Origin of the sequence: Yunchengibacter salinarum (genome assembly GCF_037658235.1) — a bacterium.
Lineage (GTDB): Bacteria > Pseudomonadota > Alphaproteobacteria > Sphingomonadales > Kordiimonadaceae > Yunchengibacter > Yunchengibacter salinarum.
The window spans coordinates 198,539-217,496 of sequence record NZ_JBBJLN010000002.1 but is presented as its reverse complement, the minus strand read 5'-3'; the positions used below and the strand labels follow the sequence as shown (position 1 = coordinate 217,496).

Here is an 18,958-nt window from a genome sequence, read left to right as displayed (position 1 = left end):
GTACTGATCGTTCACATCGGCGTTTTTGCCGTCCTTTGAAAGGTGTGTGGTCACAAAAAAGCCCTTTGGCTATTACATCAAACCGACTTGAGAAAACTTCGCCTCGATAATTTCCCGGTCGAAAGGCTTCATAATGTATTCGTTGGCGCCCGCCTCCATGGCGGTGCGAATGTGGCTCATGTCATTTTCCGTTGTGCAGAAGACAATCACAGGTTGCTCCACACCTTCAAGCGCACGCACGGCACGCATGAACTCCAGGCCGTCCATCACCGGCATGTTCCAGTCGAGCAGGACAGCTTCCGGCATATCGCGCTCGCAAGCTTCAAGCGCGTCTTTACCATCCACCGCTTCCTCAACGGCAAAATCCAGCTCTTCCAGGATGCGCCTGGCAACTTTTCGGATGACCTTGGAGTCGTCAACAACCAGACAGGTTTTCATTGTCAACGCTTTCCCCCTTCAGCAAACGCCAGACGGCACTGCACCTGACCAACTCTAACCCGTTTTAGCGTTCGCCGCTTCAAAATCCAGCAGTTTTTCCACATCGACCACGGCGAGCAATTCCTTCTCCAGTCGATAGATCCCCCGGCTGATTTCCCGCCAGGTCGGGTCCAGCGTAACCGGGTTTTTCTCGAACACCTCGTCATCCAGGGAAAGCACCTCGCCCACGCTGTCGATCTGAAGGCTGTAGGGCTCTTCATTGTGTTCCACCACCACGGACATGCTCTTCTTGTCCGCCTCAAGCGGCGGCAGGCCCAGGCGGCGGCGCAGATTGATGGCGGTCACGATCCGCCCACGCAGATTGAGCACGCCGGACACATAATCCGGTGCCAGCGGAATGGCTGTGATCTGCTGCGGGTTCAGCACATCATGCACGGCCAGCACGGGAATGCCCAGCAACTGGCCCGCCAGGCGCACGGTTACGAAGTCCTGGCTGGCCGCAGTGGTGACCGCGGGGCTGGTTTCCTTTCGGACAGCGACCTCGTTCATGCGGCATCTCCCCTGAGTTTAAGCTGTTGCGCCAGGCTCTTGAGCACGGTTTGCTTGTCGAACTTGGCCACATAATCATCAAAGCCCGCTTCACGGCCCCGTGCCACATCGCGGTCGGCGGCCATGCCGGACAGGGCCACCAGCGGAATGGACTTCCACGCCCCGTCCCGCTTGAGGGTCTCGGCGAACTCGAAGCCGTTCATATCCGGCATGTCGATGTCGGATATGATGACATCGAAAGTCTCGCCCTCGTCCCGAAGGGCCAGCGCCTCCGCGGCGGACGCCACGCAGGTCACGCCGTACCCTTCCGCGCGCAGCAGAGGCTTGAGCATGTGGCGGAAGAAGTCGCTGTCATCCACCACCAGCACATAATGGCCTTCCGCTTCGGCATCGCCGTCCTGCTCGCCGCCGCGACGCATCCATTTCTCGAAGGCCTTGTTGAAATAATAGGCCACATCAATCACTTCGCAGGTCTTTTCGCTGATCACCGCGGAGCCCATCACCCCTTCATTGGAAGAGGCGAGCTTCACATCCATCTTTTCCTCGACGATGTCCACGATCTCGTCCACGGCGAGCCCCATGGTGAACTCCCGGTCGGAGAAAACCAGAACCGGCTGGCGGCCCTCGCTCTTCATCGACATGTCGTTCGTGGCCTTGATGATGGGCATGAGATTGCCGCGATACTGCACCACAAGGCGACCATTGGACCGCTCTATGCGCTCCACCTCGATATCCTCAAGCCGCGAGACCAGCGCCAGGGGCACCACCTTTGGCGTATCGTCCCCGGCGCGGAACAGGAGCATACTCTCCAGTTCGTCTTCGTTCAGGCGGCGCTGTGCGTCGGCCTTTTCCTGAATTTCGTCGTCCCGGCTGTCCGTGGCGGCGGAGGAGGCCAGCTTGGCAATGCCATTGGGGTCCAGAATCATGATCACGCTGCCATCGCCGAGGATGGTGTTGCCCGAATAGATATCCAGATGTTTCAGCACCGGCGCCACGGGCTTGACCACGATTTCCTCGGTGTCGAACACCTGGTCCACCACGATGCCAAAGGTGAAGGCGCCCACCTGTGCCACCACGATGAAGTCGTCCTTCTTCTCGCGGGACATCATCTCTTCATGGCTGTTGAAGCCCAGCACCTCGTTCAGATAAACCAGCGGCAACAGCCGGTTCCGCAGCCGCAGAACCGGGCTGTCCTTGATCGTCTCGATGCGGTGCTCGCTCTCTTCCGAGGTGCGCACCAGTTCCAGTACGCTGATCTGCGGAATGGCATAGCGTTCGCCGGAGGCCTCCACGATCAGCCCGGCCACGATGGCCAGGGTCAGCGGAATCTTGATCTGGAAGGTGGTCCCCTTTCCAACCACGGATGTCATGTCGATGGTGCCGCCGATCTTCTCGATGTTCGACTTCACCACATCCATGCCGACCCCGCGGCCGGAAACGCTCGTCACCTCCGCCGCGGTGGAAAAGCCGGGGTGGAAAATGAAATTCTGAATCTGGGCGTCCGACATTTCCTGCAATTCGGATTCGGTTGCCAGGCCCTTTTTCAGCGCCGCCGAATAGAGCTTTTCCGCCGAGACACCGCCGCCATCGTCCCGGATTTCCAGAATGATGTGCCCGCCTTCATGGAAGGCATTGAGCGTGATCGTGCCCAGTTCCGGCTTGCCCGCGGCCATCCGCTCCGCCGGAGTCTCGATGCCGTGGTCGGCGGAATTGCGGACCATGTGGGTCAGCGGGTCCTTGATCAGTTCCAGCACCTGCCGATCCAGCTCGGTCTCCGAGCCGATCATTTCCAGTTCGATCTTCTTGTCCAGTTCCACGCTCAGGTCACGCACGATCCGCGGCAGCTTGGCCCAGGCATTGCCGATGGGCTGCATCCGCGTCTTCATGACGTTTTCCTGCAATTCGGATGTGCACTGACTCAACCGTTGCAGCGGCACGGAAAGTTCGTTGGTCTCGCCGTTTTCCTCGCTGTTGCGGACAATCTGCATCAACTGGTTCCGGGTCAGCACCAGTTCGGACACCATGGTCATCAGGTCTTCCAGCAGGTCCACGCTGACCCGGATGCTCTGGGTCGTGCGCTTGCCGCCGCCCTGGCCGCCGCCCTGATCGGCGGCAGTTTCCTTGCCCTTGGGCTGCTCCGCCTTGGCCACCGCGCGCGAGGAAGACAGGACCGCGTCCCGCACCAGTTCAAAGCTCATCACGGCTTCGTCGATCAGGTCTTCGGACAGGTCGCATTCCTTGAGCGCCGATTTCACCACGTCCAGCAGCGCGTCAAAGGCGCTGTCGTCAAAGCCGGACTGGGTCACTAGCTGGCGCGCGACCGACTCGGATGCCTTTTCGTCATTCTTGAACAGCGACAGCATCAGGCCCTGAAACTGGCCCTTGCGCTTGTCGAGCGGCGTTTCCTTGAAAAAGGGCGCGAGCGTGCCCACGCCGTCCACCCGGCTGGCCGCAAGCTGAGCCGCCACGGCGATCTGATCCTCACCGCCGATTCGCTCGAACAGGGTCTGGTCGGCCTTGTCACCGCCGCCAGCACCCGAATCCTCTGCCGCCTCTTCCGCGGCCAACTCTTCCGGGCCGGGGGCGTTGTTGAAGGCGGCCTCCAGTTCGTCCAGGGATACCTCCCCGGTTTTCAGCGGGCGCCCAAGGGCGGGATCGACGATTTCACCATCCACAGTATCTTCGTCTTCCGAGCCGCCATCCGACGCCTTGTCGCCGCCCGCGGCGCCATCCACGCTGCCGCCCTCATAAATCGCGTCCAGCTTGGCGATCAGTTCGCTGTCATCGCCTTCCGGCTCTTCCTCCGTCTGCTCCAGACCGTTCAGGATTTCCTTGATCCGGTCCAGGCTTTCCAGCACCACGGTCACGGAGCCTTCCGTCACCTCAAGGTCGCCGTCCCGGAACTTGCCGAGCACGTTTTCGGAAGAGTGCGCCACCGATTCCAGACGGGGCAGGCCAAGAAAGCCGCACGTGCCCTTGATGGTGTGCACCAGCCGGAAGATGTTATCCAGAACCTCCTTGTTTTTGGGGTCCTGTTCCAGCTTCACCAGCTCCACGTCCACAACGTCGATGCTTTCGGCTGTCTCGGTCAGAAATTCGTTCAGCAGGTCATCCATGACGCTCGCCCCTCTCGGCTCGTCCCACTTTCAGGACCGGCAAGGCCGGCCCGGAAAGTACGGTCATCAAATCCGCCCATTTCCGGCGCCTTGCCATCATCATTACGGCGCGCCACCGGCTATTGGATCGGTCACTTCCCCAGCTATAGGCAAAACAGCATCGCGGGTCCAGCTTGGCGACGGTCCCACAAAAACTTTAACAAGCCTTAAACCGCCAGAAAGAACCTGGAAAGGCGCCAGAAAGATCAATGCCCTGCAAGCCTCCCGCGATCCGTGCCCGGGCGCGCGCCGAAAGCACATCACGATGCCTTCAGCCGCAGATGCACGACACCCCCCGCCCCGTCGGCGTCTTCTTCCATCACCGGCATCAGGCCCTGAGCCGAGAAAATATCCGCCGCCAGTAGCGCGGGCGCTGTCTTGGGGTCCAGATCGTCGGCGCTTTTACGCCCCTGCAAGGCGCCGCGCAGGCTGTCCTGCACATTGAGCCGGGGCGCCGCGGCGCTCACCCGCAGGCTTTCCGCCGTGCCCTGCCCGTCCAGCGCGACGCTGAGCGTGCCATCGCGGATAATGCATTCATAGCCCACCAGAACCAGATTCAGCAGGCCCTTCATCAGGCGCTTTTCCGCCCGCGAGGCCCGCACCGACCAGTCCAGCGTGACCCGGCTGCCCACCAGCAGGCCGGCAACGGCGGAATGGGCTTCCGCCGTGTCCACCACGTCCCCAAAGGCGCCCCCGGCGCCAAAAGCGAGGCGATAGAATCGCAGACGATCACTGGCCTGGCGGGTGGAGCTTGCCAGCAGTTCCACCACCTGATCACGCATATCCGCGCCGGACTCGTCGCCCAGCACTTCCAGCCCGTTCTGGATCGCCCCCACCGGACTGACAAGATCGTGGCACAGGCGGGAACATAACAGGGCGGCTAGATCGGAATCGGCCATAAGTGTCTTCTCAGTTGCAGGAGGAGCATGTTAAGGGCCTTTGGCGTTCGGCCCTGTCGGGGCACGGTGCCCCATATCACCCATGGTAGTGTACCGACTCGCCCGGCAACCGCCAAGACCCTGATGTGTTCAAACGCTCAATTCCGCAAGCAAAGGACCCGCCCTCATGCCGTCCCATGTTCCGCCCCGCCCCTCTGCCCCGGTTCCCACAGACCTCGCCGCCCGCATGGCGGACATGGAGCCGCGATTGATCCAGACCATGCTCGATGCGGGCCGCGTGGTGATGGAGGTGTTCAACAGCGGCTTCGCGGTCAGCGACAAGGACGACAAGTCCCCGGTCACGGAGGCCGACCGCCGGGGCGAGGCCGTGATCCGCGAACACCTGACCGCCATCGCCCCCGATATCCCCATGATCGGGGAGGAAGCCGTATCCGACAAGACCGGGCCCACCCTGACCCCGGCCATGGCCGAAGGGCTGTTCTGGCTGGTGGACCCGCTGGACGGCACCAAGGAATTCATCAAGCGCGGCACGGATTTCACGGTGAATATCGGGCTCGTCCATGGCGGGCGTCCGATCATGGGGCTGGTACTGGCCCCCGCCCGCAACCGGCTTTACTGGGGCCGGGTGGGCGCCGGGGCCTGGTCCGCGCCGGTAAATGGCACCGAACCGGGCGAAAAGCAGGCCATCGGCGTGCGCGCGGCGGACAAGGGCGCCCCGACCATCGTGGCCAGCAAATCCCACCGCTCGCCGGAGTTGGAAGCCTGGCTCGGTCATTTCGACGGGGCCGACAATGTGTCCATCGGTTCATCGCTGAAATTCTGCCTGCTGGCCACCGGTGAGGCGGACCTGTATCCCCGCCTCGGCCCCACCTGCGAGTGGGACACGGCAGCCGCCCACGCGGTTCTGCTGGCCGCCGGTGGCCGGGTGGAAACGGGCGACGGGCAGCCGCTCACCTATGGCAAGGACCTGGAGCGTTTCCTCAACCCCTGGTTCCTGGCCGTTGGCGACCCGGACCAGAACGTGCCGCCCCTGAATGCCGCGGAATGACGCAGAATGGCGCGGAATGACCCCCATTAACGGGGAATGATCACGCCCGGCGGGCCAGCCCCGTCGGCGAACGATCCCCTGCCCGCATCATGACGGCGCAAGGCGCGGCTTGTCTGCGCGCTTCAATCGGGTCTAGGATATGCCACAGGATCTGATTGTAACCGTCTGGTTGTAAGTATCCGATTCAAAGGGGAGGGGTTCCATGTCCGCACTTGGCTTGATGGGTGTCATCCTGTTCGCGGGGCTGCATCTGATACCGGTCTTTCTGCCGCAATTGCGGCAGCGCATGGCCGGGGCAATCGGGGAAATGCCCTATAAGGGCCTGTTCGCCCTGCTGGTTCTCGGCGCATTGCTGGCGATCATTTTCGGCTGGGGGAAACAGGCACCCACCCAGGTCTATATGCCGCCCGCATGGGGCATCCATGTCACGCCGCTGTTCATGGTGGTGGCGTTCATCCTGTTTTTCGCCAGCCGCCTGCCCACCAATCTGCGCCGCCTGATCCGGCATCCACAGCTTACCGCCGTGGTGCTTTGGGGCGTAGGGCACCTGCTGGCCAATGGGGACAGCCGCTCCGTGATTCTGTTCGGCGTGCTGGGGGTCTGGGCCGTGGTCACCATGTTCGGCCTGAACCGCCGCGACGGTGCGCGCCCGGCACCGGAACCGGTGCCCCACTTCCGCGACGGCGTGCTGGTGGTGGTGGGCCTGACCGTCTTTGCGGTGTTTGCCCAGGCGCATCTGTGGTTGTTCGGCGTCACGCCCTTCCCCGCATAAAGCACCCATCGGCCCACCGGTCAGCGATATCCGGCCCATCCCCGGATCGAGCCGGGCGCGTGGGTACGCCCTCTTGCGCCGGGCCGCTGCGGGCTTTATCACCCCCGGTATGGATGCTGCGGCCCCGATTTGGGGCCGACGGCACCGGATTGAGTTCATGCCCGCGCCTGGCCCCCACCCCAAGGACACAGCCCCCCATGCAGACCACGCCACCGCTTCTATCGCTGACCGATATCAGTCTGGGCTGGGGCGGTGCGCCCGTGCTGGACGGGCTGGAACTGCATATCGCCCCTCAGGATCGGCTGTGCCTGATCGGCCGCAATGGCGAAGGCAAGTCCACCCTGCTCAGGGTGATCGCGGGGGAAGTGGAGGCGGACAGTGGCAGCCGATGGGTGCAGCCCGGCACCCGGCTCGCCACCCTGCCGCAGGAGCCGGACACACGCGGCTATGACCGGCTGGCCGACTATGTGATTGACGGCCTGCCGGAAGATGAACGCTTCGAGACCTACCGCGCCGATGCCCTGATGGATGCGCTTCAGGTGAAGGCGGACATGAACCCGGCGACCGCATCGGGCGGCGAGGTGCGCCGGGCGGCGCTGGCCCGCACGCTGGTGAGCGCGCCGGACCTGCTGCTGCTGGACGAGCCCACGAACCATCTGGATATCGCCACCATCACCTGGCTGGAAGACTGGCTGAAGGCATGGCGCGGCGCGCTGGTGCTGATCAGCCACGACCGCGCCTTTCTCGGCGCCCTGTCCAGCGCCTGCCTGTGGCTGGACCGGGGCCGCATCCGGCGCCTGGAAGCGGGCTTCGACCAGTTCGAATCATGGCAGGAAACGGTGCTGGAGCAGGAAAGGGTCGATCAGGCCAAGCTGGACAAGAAGATCAGCGAGGAAGCACGCTGGGCGGTGGAAGGCATCACGGCCCGCCGCAAGCGCAATCAGGGCCGCCTGCGCAACCTTCAGGCCATGCGCCATGAGCGCGCCGAGCAGCGCGCCAGCACAGGCTCCGTCACCTTCGCGGCGGCCAGCGCCGGCACCTCCGGCAAGCGGGTGATCGAAGCCCGGAACATTGCCAAATCCTATGACGGGCGCACCCTGTTTTCCGATTTTTCGACCCGCATCCTGCGCGGTGACCGGGTTGGCATGATCGGCCCCAACGGGGCCGGGAAATCCACGCTTCTGGGCTGCCTGACCGGCACGATACAACCGGACGCGGGCGAGGTGATCATCGGCACCAATCTGGATATTGTGCGGCTGGACCAGAAGCGCGCCGAACTGAAGCCCGATGACACCATTCGCGGCGTGCTGACCGGCGGACGGGGCGACATGGTCAGCGTGGGTGGGGAAAGCCGCCATGTGCGCTCATACATGAAGGATTATCTGTTCGATCCCTCGCAGGCGGATACCCCGGTGGAAAGCCTGTCGGGCGGAGAGCGGGGGCGGCTGCTGCTGGCCGCCGGTTTCGCCCGCCCTTCCAACCTGCTGGTGCTGGACGAACCCACCAACGATCTGGACATGGACACGCTGGACCTGTTGCAGGAAACGCTGGCGGACTATCCGGGCACCGTGCTGCTGATCAGCCACGACCGGGATTTTCTCGACCGGGTGGTCACCAGCACCATCGTGCTGGAAGGCGATGGCACGGCCACCGAATATGCCGGGGGCTACAGCGATTGTCGCCGCCAGAAAGCGGGCGCCGATGCCATAGTGGCGGAACACTCACAAGACAGCGCCACCATTACCCCGATCAAGCCCCGCAAGGCGAAAGAGCCCGGCAAGCGCGCCAACAAAAGCCGCAAGCTGAGCTATAAGGATCAGCTTGCGCTGGACACCCTGCCCGCCGAGGTCGAGAGCCTGAACGGCGAAATACAGCGCATGGAAGCGGACCTGGGCGACCCCGCGCTCTACCGGAACGACCCGGATCGCTTTCATCGGCTCAGCGACGAGATCGAACGGAAAAAGACCGCGCTGGAAGACATGGAAATGCGCTGGCTGGAGCTGGAAGAAAAACGCGAGGCGCTGGAAGAGTGAACGCCAATTACATGCATGACGAAGCCGCAGCCTTTGAGCATGTGGAAAGGCTGTTGTGGCCGGATGGTCCGGCTTGCCCGCACTGCGGCATGGTGGATAACGCATACGTCCTGAATGGCGTTCGCAGCAAGCCGAGCCGCAAAAACCCGGAAGGCAAAGAGCGCCACGGCCTCAAAAAGTGCAAAGACTGCGGCAAGCAATTCACTGTGCGCAAAGGCACCATCTTTGAAGAAAGCCACATTGACCTTCACCTGTGGCTTCAAGCCATTCACCTGATGATATCCAGCAAGAAGGATATCAGCAGCCACCAGCTTGCACGCACACTTGAAGTGACGCAGAAAACCGCGTGGTTCCTGGGCCATCGCATCCGCGAAGCCATGCGCTCCGGCAAGTTCGAGCCGATGGGCGGCAATGGCGATACGGTTGAGGCCGACAAAACTTTTATTGGCGTGACCGCACCAAGAAGCCGCATGGCGATAAGAAAGGTCGTGGTTACACGCACAAGCACAAGATGCTGACTCTTGTTGATCGCAGCACGGGCCGCGCCAAAAGCATCATTGTGAATGATCTGAAAGCCTCTACGCTTGTCCCGATCCTGCGCGAGGAAATTGCACAGGAAGCCGTGGTCTACACCGGCGAGGCAGATCAGTATCGCAACCTCAAGAAGGGGTTCGTTGACCATGATTTCACCCATCACAGCCAAGGTGGATATGTTCGCGGCGAGGTCCATACCGACACAGTCGAAGGCCTCTACAGCGTGTTCAAGCGGGGCAGGAAGGGGGTGTATCAGCATTGCGCCAAGAAACACCTGCACCGCGATGCGGCTGAGTTCGATTTCCGTTACAACAATCGGATAGCCAATGGTGTGGATGATCGACAACAGACGGTTAACACCCTAATTGGTATCGTGGGCAAGAGAGTTCTTTACCGGGACTCGTTGGGCGCGTAGAATCTGCGCAAGAGGCACAGAAAATGACTGACGCGATAAGCTACACTTTCAAGATTGACGATTTCACGCCCGACAGCATGCCTTTCGGACGTCTGGTGGAGTATTATGCGGAAATAAAGAAAATGCTTGGGGTAGCAGAGAACCTTCATCTCGTCGGCGTATTTAAGAGCAGTCATGGCAGCGCATTTGCCATTGATCGAAACTACGAAAGTAAGTTGGTGAAGCGCCTAATCGCCATCAATGAGGGCACCGCGCCGAAGACAGCGATACGTGCGCAGTCCGCGATCAATTCCATGCTGAAAGAAGACGGCACCAGCGGTGCTTTTTTCGACAAACAAAATCACAATATTGTTCAGTTCCCAGGCAAACGGGCGGATGATGCAGTGCTGTATCGAACGCGCGATGCGGCATCTTTCATGGGCGAATTGTATCACATTTCCGGCAATAAGGACGATGTGAAAGCGCGCGTCAGCACGGACGCTTACGGGGTAGTTTTTTGCACTACCACGAAAGAAATAGGTAGAGCCTTAAGGGATTTTTTGTTCGAAAATGTGAAGGTCAGCGGGCGCGGCATGTGGTCCCGGTCTTCTGACGGCAAGTGGGATATTGACGACTTTACGATAACTGATTTTGCCCCTGTCGCATCCGGCGGCTTAAGGGAAAGCGTCGACCGCTTACGAGATATCAAAATTAATTGGCCGGACGACCCAATCGGTTTGATCCGTGAAATCGAAGAGAATGGTGGTGGTCAGGTCCATTGATAGTTGCTCTCGATAACACGTTTTTATCCCTGTTTTTGAACCCGGATTCAAAGCCGACTCCAGTTCCGGGAACAACCGCCCCAATCTCGCATTGCAGGGAACGGATAGAGGCGTTGATAGATCAGCACTCAGATGCGGGCGATACAGTGATCATCCCGACGCCTTGCCTTGCGGAGCTTCTTACTGCGGTCCCGGATGTCATGAAAGCATTGGACGAAATCAACAGGTCACCATCAATGGACCCGTTCGGGTTTGATTCCCGTTGCGCACTTGAACTGGCCTTGGAAACGCAAGACGCGATACGATCTGGCGACAAAAAGGGCGGAGTCGATGCTGGGTGGCAAGAGGTTAAGTTTGATCGTCAAATCGCAGTCATTGCAAAAGTGAATGGAGCGGATATTTTTTACACAGACGATGGAACTCAAGCAGTGTTTGCTGCGAAGCTTGGCATGTCGGTTAAGCACACATGGGATTTGGATTTGCCACCCAAACACGCACAACATAATTTGCTCCCCAATGAATGACAAAAAATCCCAATCCGACAAGTTCAAAGAGATGGCGCGCCTGCTAGAGGCTGATGACGACGAGGCCGCGTTTGACGCGAAGCTTAAGAAGCTGGTGAAGTCGAATCCGACCGAGAAGGGGGCCGACCGTGACAACGATTGATTGCGTTCAATTGGCATCAGCCACAGTTTTTCCGCTTGTCGTTGTGGCGGTCATCATCAACCGGCTTTCATCCGGAAAGGGTATTGGCGTCCGGGTTGTGCAATTTACCGCTGCGGCAATGGTAATACCCGGTGTGGTGATCCTTGCTACGGGTGGTTTTATCGGTGGTGAAACAAGCGCGGCATTGATAGGGGCTTTTATTGGTTATCTGTTCGCCAACATCGGAAACTTCGAAAAGTCCGGGTAATGGAGTGTCAGATATATCATCGCCAAAAAATGGCCGGGCACGGTGCCCGACCTCCATGATGTGGCTTTGAACCCCAGCGCCGCGATCAGCTCCCGCTATTGCTGTTTTTCTGATCTTTGCCAGTGGTCAGGGGCTTGGCCGCGCCCTGATCACTGGATGCCTGAGCCTTGGATACCGGGGCCTTGGATACCGGGGCCTTGGATACCGGGGCATTTTTCGGCGCGGCGGCGGTTTCAGCCGGGCCTTTGGCGCCAACCGGGGTCGGGCCTGCGCTGCCCGGCGTGCCCGCCGCTGTGGCCGAAGGCGTTGCGGCCTGCGGCTCTTTCACCTGAGTCGCACCGGCCTGAGGTGCCTTGGCCCCTGACATGGGCGCCGAAGCAGGGGCGGCTTCACCCTTGGGCGCGTCACCCTTTGCGGGCGTGTCCTTTGCGGGCTGGGGCGGCGCAGCGTCCGCCCTGGATGCCGCCTTACCAGTCGTCGCCTTACCAGTCGTCGCCTTGCCAGTTGCCGCTTTAGGGGCCGCCGGTTTGGAAGCCGCCTTTTTGGGGCCGCCCTTCTGCGGCGCGGCCTTTTTGGCGGGGGCCGCCTTGGGCGTGGCGGCTGCCTTTTTGCTGGCAGGCGCAGGGGCTTCGGGCGCCTCGGCTGTGCTGGACGCCTTCTTCGCCGTTACCGGCTTGGCGCCCAGGGCATGATCGAACTCACGGATGAAAGCCTTGACCCGCGGCGCGATGGTATCCCGCCAGCGGCTGCCGTTGAAGATGCCGTAATGGCCCACTTTGGGTACCAGGAAATATTCTTTCCGCTCGTCATCAAGGCCGGTGGAAATGTCCAGCGCCGCGCGGGTCTGCCCCACGCCGGAAATGTCATCCAGTTCCCCTTCAATGGCGAGCAGGGCGGTGCGCTTGATGGCGGCGGGATCGATCCGCCGACCACGGGACACCCACTCCCCCCTGGGCAGGGCGTGCTTCTGGAACACGGTTTCGATGGTTTGCAGATAGAACTCGGCGGTGATGTCCATGACCGAGCGGTATTCCTCGTAGAACTTCTTGGTCTTGTCGGCGCTGTCATCGTCCCCGACAATCAGATGCTCGAACAGCTCGTTATGCTTCATCACATGGTCGCCGAGATTCATGGTCATGAAACCGGCCAGTTGCAGGAAGCCCGGATACACCCGGCGCATGAAGCCCGCATTGGGCAGCGGCACCACGGTGATCACATGTTCCTCGAACCAGCTCAGCGGGCGGGTGGTGGCCACCTTGTTCACTTCCGTCGGCGCCTTGCGCGTGTCAATCGGGCCACCCATCATGGTCAGCGTGGGGGGCGCGCAGGGGTGATTCTCGGCCTCCAGCAGGCTGACGGCGGCATATACCGGCACGGCGGGCTGGCAAACCGCCAGAACATGGGTATTGGGCCCCAGGTCCGCCAGCCAGTCCATGATATAATCCACATAGTCGTCCAGATCGAAGCTGCCTTCCGACACCGGCACGTCACGGGCATCCCGCCAGTCGGTGATGAACACTTCATGGTCCGGCAACAGGGCTTCCACCGTGCCGCGCAGCAGGGTGGAAAAGTGGCCGGACATGGGGGCCACCACCAGAACGCGCGGGTCCTGCCGATGGGCGCGGCGCTTGAAATGCTTGAGCTGCCCGAACGGCTTGCGGCACAGGATATCTTCCTCCACCGCCACGGTCTTGCCGTCGATCACGGTTTCTTCAAGGCCGAATTTGGGCTTGCCATAGCGCCGGGTAAGCTGTTCCACCATATCGCAGCTTGCCGCCATGGTCTTGCCCACGGGCGTGCCGCGCATGGGATTCATCGGATGGCGAAAGAACTGTTGCCCCTGATCGGCCATGAAGCGGATCGGGGCAAAAGCGGTATGCTGAAGCTCGTATAATGTATAGAGCATGGAACTCGGCCTTTCACTGCGCCGGGGATCGCCATGGGGCGAATGGCCCTTGCGCCATATTGAATCGTGGTTCAGTTTCCTTCATCGGAAACATCTGACAAACTTATAGTGCACCGCAGCAAAAAAGGCCATAGCTGAGTTTCGGTGCCGTCGATCACCGCCACGGCACGCCTTTGCGGCAAAGCGGCGGATCAGTGTGGAAAGGATCTATCGTCATGCAGGACCTGAAGGGGAAAACCGCCGTCATTACCGGCTCCACCAGCGGCATCGGCCTTGGCCTGGCCGAGGGTCTGGCCGCCGCCGGCGTTGATGTGGTGCTCAATGGCTTCGGCGATGCGGACGAAATTCGCGCCTTGCAACAGCGGATAGAGCAGACCCACGGCGTGCGGGCGCTCTATATCGAAGCCGACCTGATGAAGGGCGCGGCCGCCGCCGACCTGATTCGCCAGGCGGAGGCGCGGCTGGGGCGCGTGGACATTCTGGTGAACAATGCGGGCATCCAGCATGTGAGCCCGGTGGAAAGCTTCCCCGACGACAAATGGGAAGCCATTATCGCGCTCAACCTGTCCAGCAGCTTTTACACCATCAAGGCGGCCCTGCCCGGCATGAAGCAGCGCGGCTTCGGGCGCATCGTCAATATCGCCAGCGCCCACGGGCTGGTGGCATCCCCCTTCAAGGGCGCCTATGTGGCCGCAAAACACGGCGTGGTGGGGCTGACCAAGACGGTGGGCCTGGAAGTGGCGGAAGAGGACAATCTGACCATCAACGCCATCTGCCCCGGCTATGTGCGGACCCCTTTGGTGGACGGCCAGATCCGCGATCAGGCCCGCGCCCACAATATGAGCGAGGATCAGGTGATCCGGGATGTGATCCTGGCCGCCCAGCCCAACAAGCGCTTCGTTACGGTTTTGGAACTGGCCGCCTTCACCCGGCTTCTGTGCAGCGAGGAGGGGCGTTCCTTCAACGGGGCCGCCCTGCCCATGGAAGGCGGCTGGACGGCGCGCTGACGCCGCCCCCGAAAAACCACCGACCGGGAAAGCAGCGCGCCGGAAGGGTGCCGGGCCGGGCACGATCAGGCGTGTTTTTCACCGCCGTCTGACGCCCCGTTCAGCACACGATCCGCCGGGAAGTGCATAGTAAAGCAGGAACCGCGACCCGGCTTGCTTTTCAGCGTCACATCGCCGTCATGCTTGACCGTAAAGGCCTTGACCAGCGACAGGCCGAGCCCGGTGCCCTCATGGCTGCGGCTGTGGGCGGACGCGGAGCGCATGAAGGGGGAAAAGATGAGTTCCTGCTCTTCTTCCGGGATGCCGATGCCACTGTCGGTCACACTGATGGCCATGCCGCCGCCCTCGTCCACATAGGCGGCAATCTCGATATCGCCCTTGCCGTCCGGGGTGAATTTCACCGCGTTGGACACCAGATTGAGCAGGCTTTGCTTCACCCGCAAACGATCACAGCGCAGATGCGGCAAATCCGTGTCGATATGTTGCCGGATGCGCAGATTCTTCTTTGTGGCCTGGGCATCCACAAGGGCCACCGCCTCCCGTATCAGGCGGACCACGTCCACGTCCTCGTCCTCGATCTCCACCTGTCCGGCCTCGATCTTGGCCAGATCGAGCACTTCGCCCAGAATCTCCGACAGATGCTGGCTGGAAGACCGGATATCATTGGCGTAATGCTGGTACTTCTCATTGCCCAGCGGCCCGAACATGGCGTCATCCATGATGGAGGAAAAGCCGATAATGGCATTGAGCGGCGTCCGCAGTTCGTGGCTCACATTGGCTAGGAAAACCGATTTGGCGCGGTTGGCGGCCTCCGCCTCCTCCTTGGTGCGCATCAACTCCTCGGAGGTCTGCTTGGTGCGCTCAACCTCCCGCTCCAGTTCGTCGGAGCGACGGCGCAACGCTTCTTCGCTGGTGCTGAGCGCCTGATTGGTGGCGCGCAGATTGTCCAGCAGTTCCTGCACCGCGTCAAAAGCCCCGTTGATCTGCCGCGCCAACAGGCCCAGTTCGTCCTTTTCATGGCGGGCGGGCACATCGATCCGCTGCTCGCCCGGCTGTTCGGGATTGATGCGGGAGATGTTGTCCACCACCGAGGTGAGGGAGCGCGTCACGCCGCGATAAAAGACCATGTAAAGCAGCAGCGCCAGAATCAGGTTGCGGGCAAAGCCGGAGACCAGATTGGTCACGGCGCGGGAGAAAAAGGGCTCAAGCCCGCGCGCCCGATCCACTGTCACATTCAGCATACCGGGCTGGTCGGCCATCATTTCCGGCAGTTGCAGCGGGAAATTGTAAAGGTCGGTTTCCTCGAAAAAGGAATGCAGCAGCGGCATGGACCCCCCGGCGCGCCGGGATTCCTGCTCCGCCTCGGCCAGCACGGCGCCCTGATCGTCCAGGATTCGCGCGGCCACCACATAGTCATATTCCAGAAGCCCGGAGACCACTTCCTGCGCCAGGTCGCTATCCAGAATCAGCACCGCGCGAGAGGCGGCCTTTTCCGCCACCTGGAGGCTTTTGGTGATCTTCTGCTCCAGAAGCCCCACTTCCTCCTTGTAGTCCAGATAGGCCTGCCCAAGCGACATCCCGAAGCCCAGCAGGAAAGCAACCACCACGGCGGCGAGCGCCATCCGAAAGGCTATTCTGTTGGACCAATGCAGCCGCACTCTGGCGATCCCCCGATCAACACCCAAAACGTCAATAGCCCCATTCAACTACCGACCGGACAATGAGTTTAGCGCCTTGCTCAGGGTTTGGCGAGTGTTAACCGCCTTTTAGCCAAGCCGACACCCGGCAATTCGCGCCCCATGGGTGCGGACCAGCCTACCAGTGGCCGGTGTTCTCCATCGAGGCCCACGGCTCCCGCGCGGGCAGCGGGTCACCTTTTTGCAACAGCTCGACGGAAATATTGTCAGGGCTGCGCACAAAAGCCATATGGCCATCCCGCGGCGGACGGTTGATGGTCACGCCGCGGTCCATAAGGTGCTGACAGAGCGCGTAAATGTCGTCCACCCGATAGGCGATATGGCCGAAATTGCGACCCTCGTCATAGGTCTCCGGGTCCCAGTTATAGGTCAGTTCGATCTGGGCATCCTCATCCCCCGGCGCGGCGAGAAAGATCAGCGTGAAGCGACCCTTTTCCACATCGCGGCGGGAGATTTCCTTCATCCCCAGGCCGTCGCAATAAAATTTAAGGGACTCGTCAATGTCGCTGATGCGCACCATGGTGTGCAGATATTTCATCAAAACCTCTCCCTTGGGTTGTACCGCTGTCCGCCGTCATGACCTCAGGCGAATACGCGCCGCATCAGGCGCTCCAGCGCCACCCGGTCCCGGTCGTCAAAGGCGCCGGTGTCGGTGGAGTCCACATCCAGCACGGCGATCAGCGTGCCCGTTTCGTCCATCACCGGCACCACGATCTCGGAGCGGGACCGGCTGTCACAGGCGATATGATTGTCCAGCGCCAGCACATCATCCACCACCTGCGTGGCGCGGCTTTCCGCTGCCATGCCGCACACGCCCCGACCAAAGGGGATACGCAGGCAGCCCATGGTGCCCTGATAGGGACCCACCACCAGTTCGTCGGGGTTGTCACCCGCCACAAGGTAAAAGCCGGTCCAGAAATAGCGCTCCGGGAAGGTGTCCCGCAAAAGGCAGGTGATGGTGGCCATGCGGGCGATCCGGTCGCCCTCCCCGTCCAGCACGGCCATGATCTGCTCTTCCGCCTGACGGTACAACCGGTCACGCTCGCTCTCCCCGACAGTGGCGGCATTCTGTTCATTCATGTGATCTGATCCCTGAAACTCTGATTCATGGCATTCCGATTCATGACACCCTGAAATCCGCACGCGGCGCTGAAGCCCCGGCCAGTCAGCCTTCAAGGCCGCTCATATGGCGTCTTCCGCCAATGCGTCAAGCCCGGCCCGGTCCAGCCGATACAGCAGGGTGTCGCCGTCCGCCCGGCAGCCCAGCGCGCGATAAAAAGCCTGTGCCCCCGTATTGGCCGCCACCGCCGACCAGTCCAGAAAGGCGGCGCCGCGCGCCTGTGCCAGCCGCGCCACCGCCGCCATGACCGCCCGGCCAAGGCCCATGCCACGGGCTTCGGGTGCCAGCACCACATCCTCCAGATGCAGGCCCACCATGCCGCGAAAAGTGGAAATGGCGGGCATGGTCACCACAAGCCCCACATCGCGCCCCTGGCGGCGCACCATGAAGGCTTCCGCCGGGCTCGCCCCATCCAGAAAAAGCCGGGCGAGCGCGCGCTCGTCCGCCGTCATCACGTCCGGCCTGCCTTCGTCCAAAGCCAGCCGGGCCAGCAAGGCCCGCACCTGCGGCAGATCAGCGGCCTGAACCGGCTCCAGAAGGATGGTGGCTGGCACGAACACATCTCCGGCAAGGAAGGAACGCGGCGGCTTTCGCAGGATCAAACCATATGGTGGGCCCGGAGGGACTCGAACCCCCGACCAAACCGTTATGAGCGGTCCGCTCTAACCAACTGAGCTACGGGCCCAACCCGAATGCTTGCTAGCAAAAAGCTGTCCCCGTGAGCAATCCTTTTCACGCCGGGATCACAAGATGCGGACAATTCAACAGGAAATTTGGCAGCTCAATCGGGATTGTGACATAATGAATGTCGGGTGTTTGAACAAATGGGTGATCAATCATGGTAGACAGCATCAACACGAATGCGGGCGCGCTCAACGGGCTCCGGCAGTTGCAGGCCACGCGCGAAAGCGGCGCGACCACGCGCAGCCAGATCAGCAGTGGCCGGGACGTGAACAGCGCGGAGGACAACGCCGCGATCTTTTCCATCGCCCAGCGCGAGCGGGCGGAAATTTCGGGGCTCAATGCCTCCCAGCAATCGCTGGACCGGGCGCTATCCACCAGCGATGTGGCGCTGGCCGCCAGTAGCCAGGTGGGGGACTTGCTGGGCCAGCTTCGGGAACGGGCCGTGGCCGCCGCCGATCCGGGCCTGGACCAGACCAGCCGGGAAGCCCTGAACCGCGAATTCACCCAGTTGCGGGATCAGATAGGCACCACGCTGGAAAATGCCGGTTTCAACGGCACCAATCCGCTGGTCTCCGGCGGTGGGGATATCGCGGCCATCACCGATGCCAATGGCGAAAACCAGCTTACCATCCCGGAACAGGATCTGAGCCTGGGCGGTGGTAACATCCCGCTGGCGCAGGACAGCAGCATTGCCACCGCCGCCGATGCCCAGGCCGCCGTGGGCGCGCTGGATACCGGCATCGAGAATCTGAACACGGTCAGCGCGGAATTGGGTGCCGGCGCCAATCGGCTGGAACAGAGCCGCACCTTCAACACCTTGCGATCCGACACCACCGAAGTGGGCGTGGGCAATCTGGTGGACAGCAATCTGGCGGAGGACGCGGCCAATCTTGCGGCCAATCAGGTGCGGGAAGAACTGGGCATTCAGGCGCAGAACATCGCCAATCGCCAGCCCGCCACCCTGCTGCAACTGTTCAACGGCTAGGGCGCGCGGCGCCCACAGGGGCGTTTACAGGGGCGCTCATAC

At 61.5% G+C, this 18,958-nt stretch carries 18 protein-coding genes, 1 tRNA gene and 1 pseudogene; 10 read left to right on the top strand and 10 right to left on the bottom strand.

Annotated features, from left to right (window positions below):
- Nucleotides 1-72: 72 nt before the first annotated feature.
- The 4 genes from WGH93_RS03170 to WGH93_RS03155 form a co-directional block, all read right to left on the bottom strand.
- Complete coding sequence (locus tag WGH93_RS03170; protein WP_374763403.1) at nt 73-438, bottom strand: response regulator; 366 nt, start codon at nt 436-438, stop codon at nt 73-75.
- A 54-nt stretch (nt 439-492) separates the two neighbouring features.
- A complete protein-coding gene (locus WGH93_RS03165) occupies nt 493-987 on the bottom strand; it encodes a chemotaxis protein CheW (RefSeq protein WP_374763402.1) in 495 nt (164 codons plus the stop codon).
- Nucleotides 984-4,103, bottom strand: a complete 3,120-nt coding sequence (locus tag WGH93_RS03160; protein WP_374763401.1) for a chemotaxis protein CheW — start codon at nt 4,101-4,103, stop codon at nt 984-986. The genes WGH93_RS03165 and WGH93_RS03160 overlap by 4 nt, the downstream gene beginning before the upstream one ends.
- A gap of 299 nt (nt 4,104-4,402) precedes the next feature.
- Nucleotides 4,403-5,041, bottom strand: coding sequence for a histidine phosphotransferase family protein (locus WGH93_RS03155; RefSeq protein WP_374763400.1), 639 nt, complete (start codon nt 5,039-5,041; stop codon nt 4,403-4,405).
- Nucleotides 5,042-5,207: 166 nt separating this feature from the next.
- On the opposite strand from WGH93_RS03155, the gene cysQ reads away from it, so the two are divergent.
- From cysQ to WGH93_RS03115, 8 genes and pseudogenes are all read left to right on the top strand, one after another.
- On the top strand, nt 5,208-6,089 hold the full coding sequence (gene cysQ, locus WGH93_RS03150) for a 3'(2'),5'-bisphosphate nucleotidase CysQ (RefSeq protein WP_374763399.1): 882 nt from the start codon (nt 5,208-5,210) through the stop codon (nt 6,087-6,089).
- A 202-nt stretch (nt 6,090-6,291) separates the two neighbouring features.
- On the top strand, nt 6,292-6,861 hold the full coding sequence (locus WGH93_RS03145) for an NnrU family protein (protein WP_374763398.1): 570 nt from the start codon (nt 6,292-6,294) through the stop codon (nt 6,859-6,861).
- A 197-nt stretch (nt 6,862-7,058) separates the two neighbouring features.
- A complete protein-coding gene (locus WGH93_RS03140) occupies nt 7,059-8,894 on the top strand; it encodes an ATP-binding cassette domain-containing protein (RefSeq protein WP_374763397.1) in 1,836 nt (611 codons plus the stop codon).
- 11 nt (nt 8,895-8,905) lie between these two features.
- Nucleotides 8,906-9,843: pseudogene (locus tag WGH93_RS03135) on the top strand (IS1595 family transposase).
- A gap of 23 nt (nt 9,844-9,866) precedes the next feature.
- Entirely contained in the window at nt 9,867-10,604 is a 738-nt protein-coding gene (locus WGH93_RS03130; RefSeq protein ID WP_374763396.1) for a hypothetical protein, read from the top strand.
- Nucleotides 10,605-10,804: 200 nt separating this feature from the next.
- Nucleotides 10,805-11,128 carry a hypothetical protein gene (locus WGH93_RS03125; protein ID WP_374763395.1) on the top strand — a complete coding sequence of 108 codons (324 nt, stop codon included), beginning with the start codon at nt 10,805-10,807 and terminating at the stop codon, nt 11,126-11,128.
- Nucleotides 11,121-11,270 carry a hypothetical protein gene (locus tag WGH93_RS03120; protein WP_374763394.1) on the top strand — a complete coding sequence of 50 codons (150 nt, stop codon included), beginning with the start codon at nt 11,121-11,123 and terminating at the stop codon, nt 11,268-11,270. Before WGH93_RS03125 ends, WGH93_RS03120 begins: the two co-directional genes overlap by 8 nt.
- A complete protein-coding gene (locus tag WGH93_RS03115) occupies nt 11,257-11,517 on the top strand; it encodes a hypothetical protein (protein ID WP_374763393.1) in 261 nt (86 codons plus the stop codon). Before WGH93_RS03120 ends, WGH93_RS03115 begins: the two co-directional genes overlap by 14 nt.
- An 85-nt stretch (nt 11,518-11,602) precedes the next feature.
- Here the strand turns inward: WGH93_RS03115 and WGH93_RS03110 are convergent, their stop codons facing one another.
- Nucleotides 11,603-13,423 carry a polyhydroxyalkanoate depolymerase gene (locus WGH93_RS03110; RefSeq protein ID WP_374763392.1) on the bottom strand — a complete coding sequence of 607 codons (1,821 nt, stop codon included), beginning with the start codon at nt 13,421-13,423 and terminating at the stop codon, nt 11,603-11,605.
- 215 nt (nt 13,424-13,638) lie between these two features.
- On the opposite strand from WGH93_RS03110, the gene WGH93_RS03105 reads away from it, so the two are divergent.
- Nucleotides 13,639-14,430, top strand: coding sequence for a 3-hydroxybutyrate dehydrogenase (locus WGH93_RS03105; protein WP_374763391.1), 792 nt, complete (start codon nt 13,639-13,641; stop codon nt 14,428-14,430).
- 65 nt (nt 14,431-14,495) lie between these two features.
- On the opposite strand, the gene WGH93_RS03100 is transcribed toward WGH93_RS03105, so the two are convergent.
- The 5 genes from WGH93_RS03100 to WGH93_RS03080 form a co-directional block, all read right to left on the bottom strand.
- On the bottom strand, nt 14,496-16,052 hold the full coding sequence (locus WGH93_RS03100) for a sensor histidine kinase (RefSeq protein WP_374763390.1): 1,557 nt from the start codon (nt 16,050-16,052) through the stop codon (nt 14,496-14,498).
- A gap of 193 nt (nt 16,053-16,245) precedes the next feature.
- Complete coding sequence (locus tag WGH93_RS03095; RefSeq protein ID WP_374763389.1) at nt 16,246-16,665, bottom strand: VOC family protein; 420 nt, start codon at nt 16,663-16,665, stop codon at nt 16,246-16,248.
- A 44-nt stretch (nt 16,666-16,709) separates the two neighbouring features.
- Entirely contained in the window at nt 16,710-17,207 is a 498-nt protein-coding gene (gene msrC / locus WGH93_RS03090) for a free L-methionine (R)-S-oxide reductase MsrC (protein ID WP_374763388.1), read from the bottom strand.
- Between the two features lie 102 nt (nt 17,208-17,309).
- Nucleotides 17,310-17,801 carry a GNAT family N-acetyltransferase gene (locus tag WGH93_RS03085; RefSeq protein WP_374763387.1) on the bottom strand — a complete coding sequence of 164 codons (492 nt, stop codon included), beginning with the start codon at nt 17,799-17,801 and terminating at the stop codon, nt 17,310-17,312.
- Between the two features lie 54 nt (nt 17,802-17,855).
- Nucleotides 17,856-17,932, bottom strand: a tRNA-Ile gene (locus tag WGH93_RS03080).
- Between the two features lie 153 nt (nt 17,933-18,085).
- Between WGH93_RS03080 and WGH93_RS03075 the strand changes: the two genes are divergently transcribed.
- On the top strand, nt 18,086-18,916 hold the full coding sequence (locus WGH93_RS03075) for a flagellin (RefSeq protein WP_374763386.1): 831 nt from the start codon (nt 18,086-18,088) through the stop codon (nt 18,914-18,916).
- Nucleotides 18,917-18,958 lie beyond the last annotated feature (42 nt).

Bases quoted from the DNA above. Each gene is read 5' to 3' on its own strand.
- WGH93_RS03170 (WP_374763403.1), bottom strand. From the start codon at position 438: ATGAAAACCTGTCTGGTTGTTGACGACTCCAAGGTCATCCGAAAAGTT.
- WGH93_RS03165 (WP_374763402.1), bottom strand. From the start codon at position 987: ATGAACGAGGTCGCTGTCCGAAAGGAAACCAGCCCCGCGGTCACCACT.
- WGH93_RS03160 (WP_374763401.1), bottom strand. From the start codon at position 4,103: ATGGATGACCTGCTGAACGAATTTCTGACCGAGACAGCCGAAAGCATC.
- WGH93_RS03155 (WP_374763400.1), bottom strand. From the start codon at position 5,041: ATGGCCGATTCCGATCTAGCCGCCCTGTTATGTTCCCGCCTGTGCCAC.
- cysQ (WP_374763399.1), top strand. From the start codon at position 5,208: ATGCCGTCCCATGTTCCGCCCCGCCCCTCTGCCCCGGTTCCCACAGAC.
- WGH93_RS03145 (WP_374763398.1), top strand. From the start codon at position 6,292: ATGTCCGCACTTGGCTTGATGGGTGTCATCCTGTTCGCGGGGCTGCAT.
- WGH93_RS03140 (WP_374763397.1), top strand. From the start codon at position 7,059: ATGCAGACCACGCCACCGCTTCTATCGCTGACCGATATCAGTCTGGGC.
- WGH93_RS03130 (WP_374763396.1), top strand. From the start codon at position 9,867: ATGACTGACGCGATAAGCTACACTTTCAAGATTGACGATTTCACGCCC.
- WGH93_RS03125 (WP_374763395.1), top strand. From the start codon at position 10,805: ATGAAAGCATTGGACGAAATCAACAGGTCACCATCAATGGACCCGTTC.
- WGH93_RS03120 (WP_374763394.1), top strand. From the start codon at position 11,121: ATGAATGACAAAAAATCCCAATCCGACAAGTTCAAAGAGATGGCGCGC.
- WGH93_RS03110 (WP_374763392.1), bottom strand. From the start codon at position 13,423: ATGCTCTATACATTATACGAGCTTCAGCATACCGCTTTTGCCCCGATC.
- WGH93_RS03105 (WP_374763391.1), top strand. From the start codon at position 13,639: ATGCAGGACCTGAAGGGGAAAACCGCCGTCATTACCGGCTCCACCAGC.
- WGH93_RS03100 (WP_374763390.1), bottom strand. From the start codon at position 16,052: ATGGCGCTCGCCGCCGTGGTGGTTGCTTTCCTGCTGGGCTTCGGGATG.
- WGH93_RS03095 (WP_374763389.1), bottom strand. From the start codon at position 16,665: ATGAAATATCTGCACACCATGGTGCGCATCAGCGACATTGACGAGTCC.
- msrC (WP_374763388.1), bottom strand. From the start codon at position 17,207: ATGAATGAACAGAATGCCGCCACTGTCGGGGAGAGCGAGCGTGACCGG.
- WGH93_RS03075 (WP_374763386.1), top strand. From the start codon at position 18,086: ATGGTAGACAGCATCAACACGAATGCGGGCGCGCTCAACGGGCTCCGG.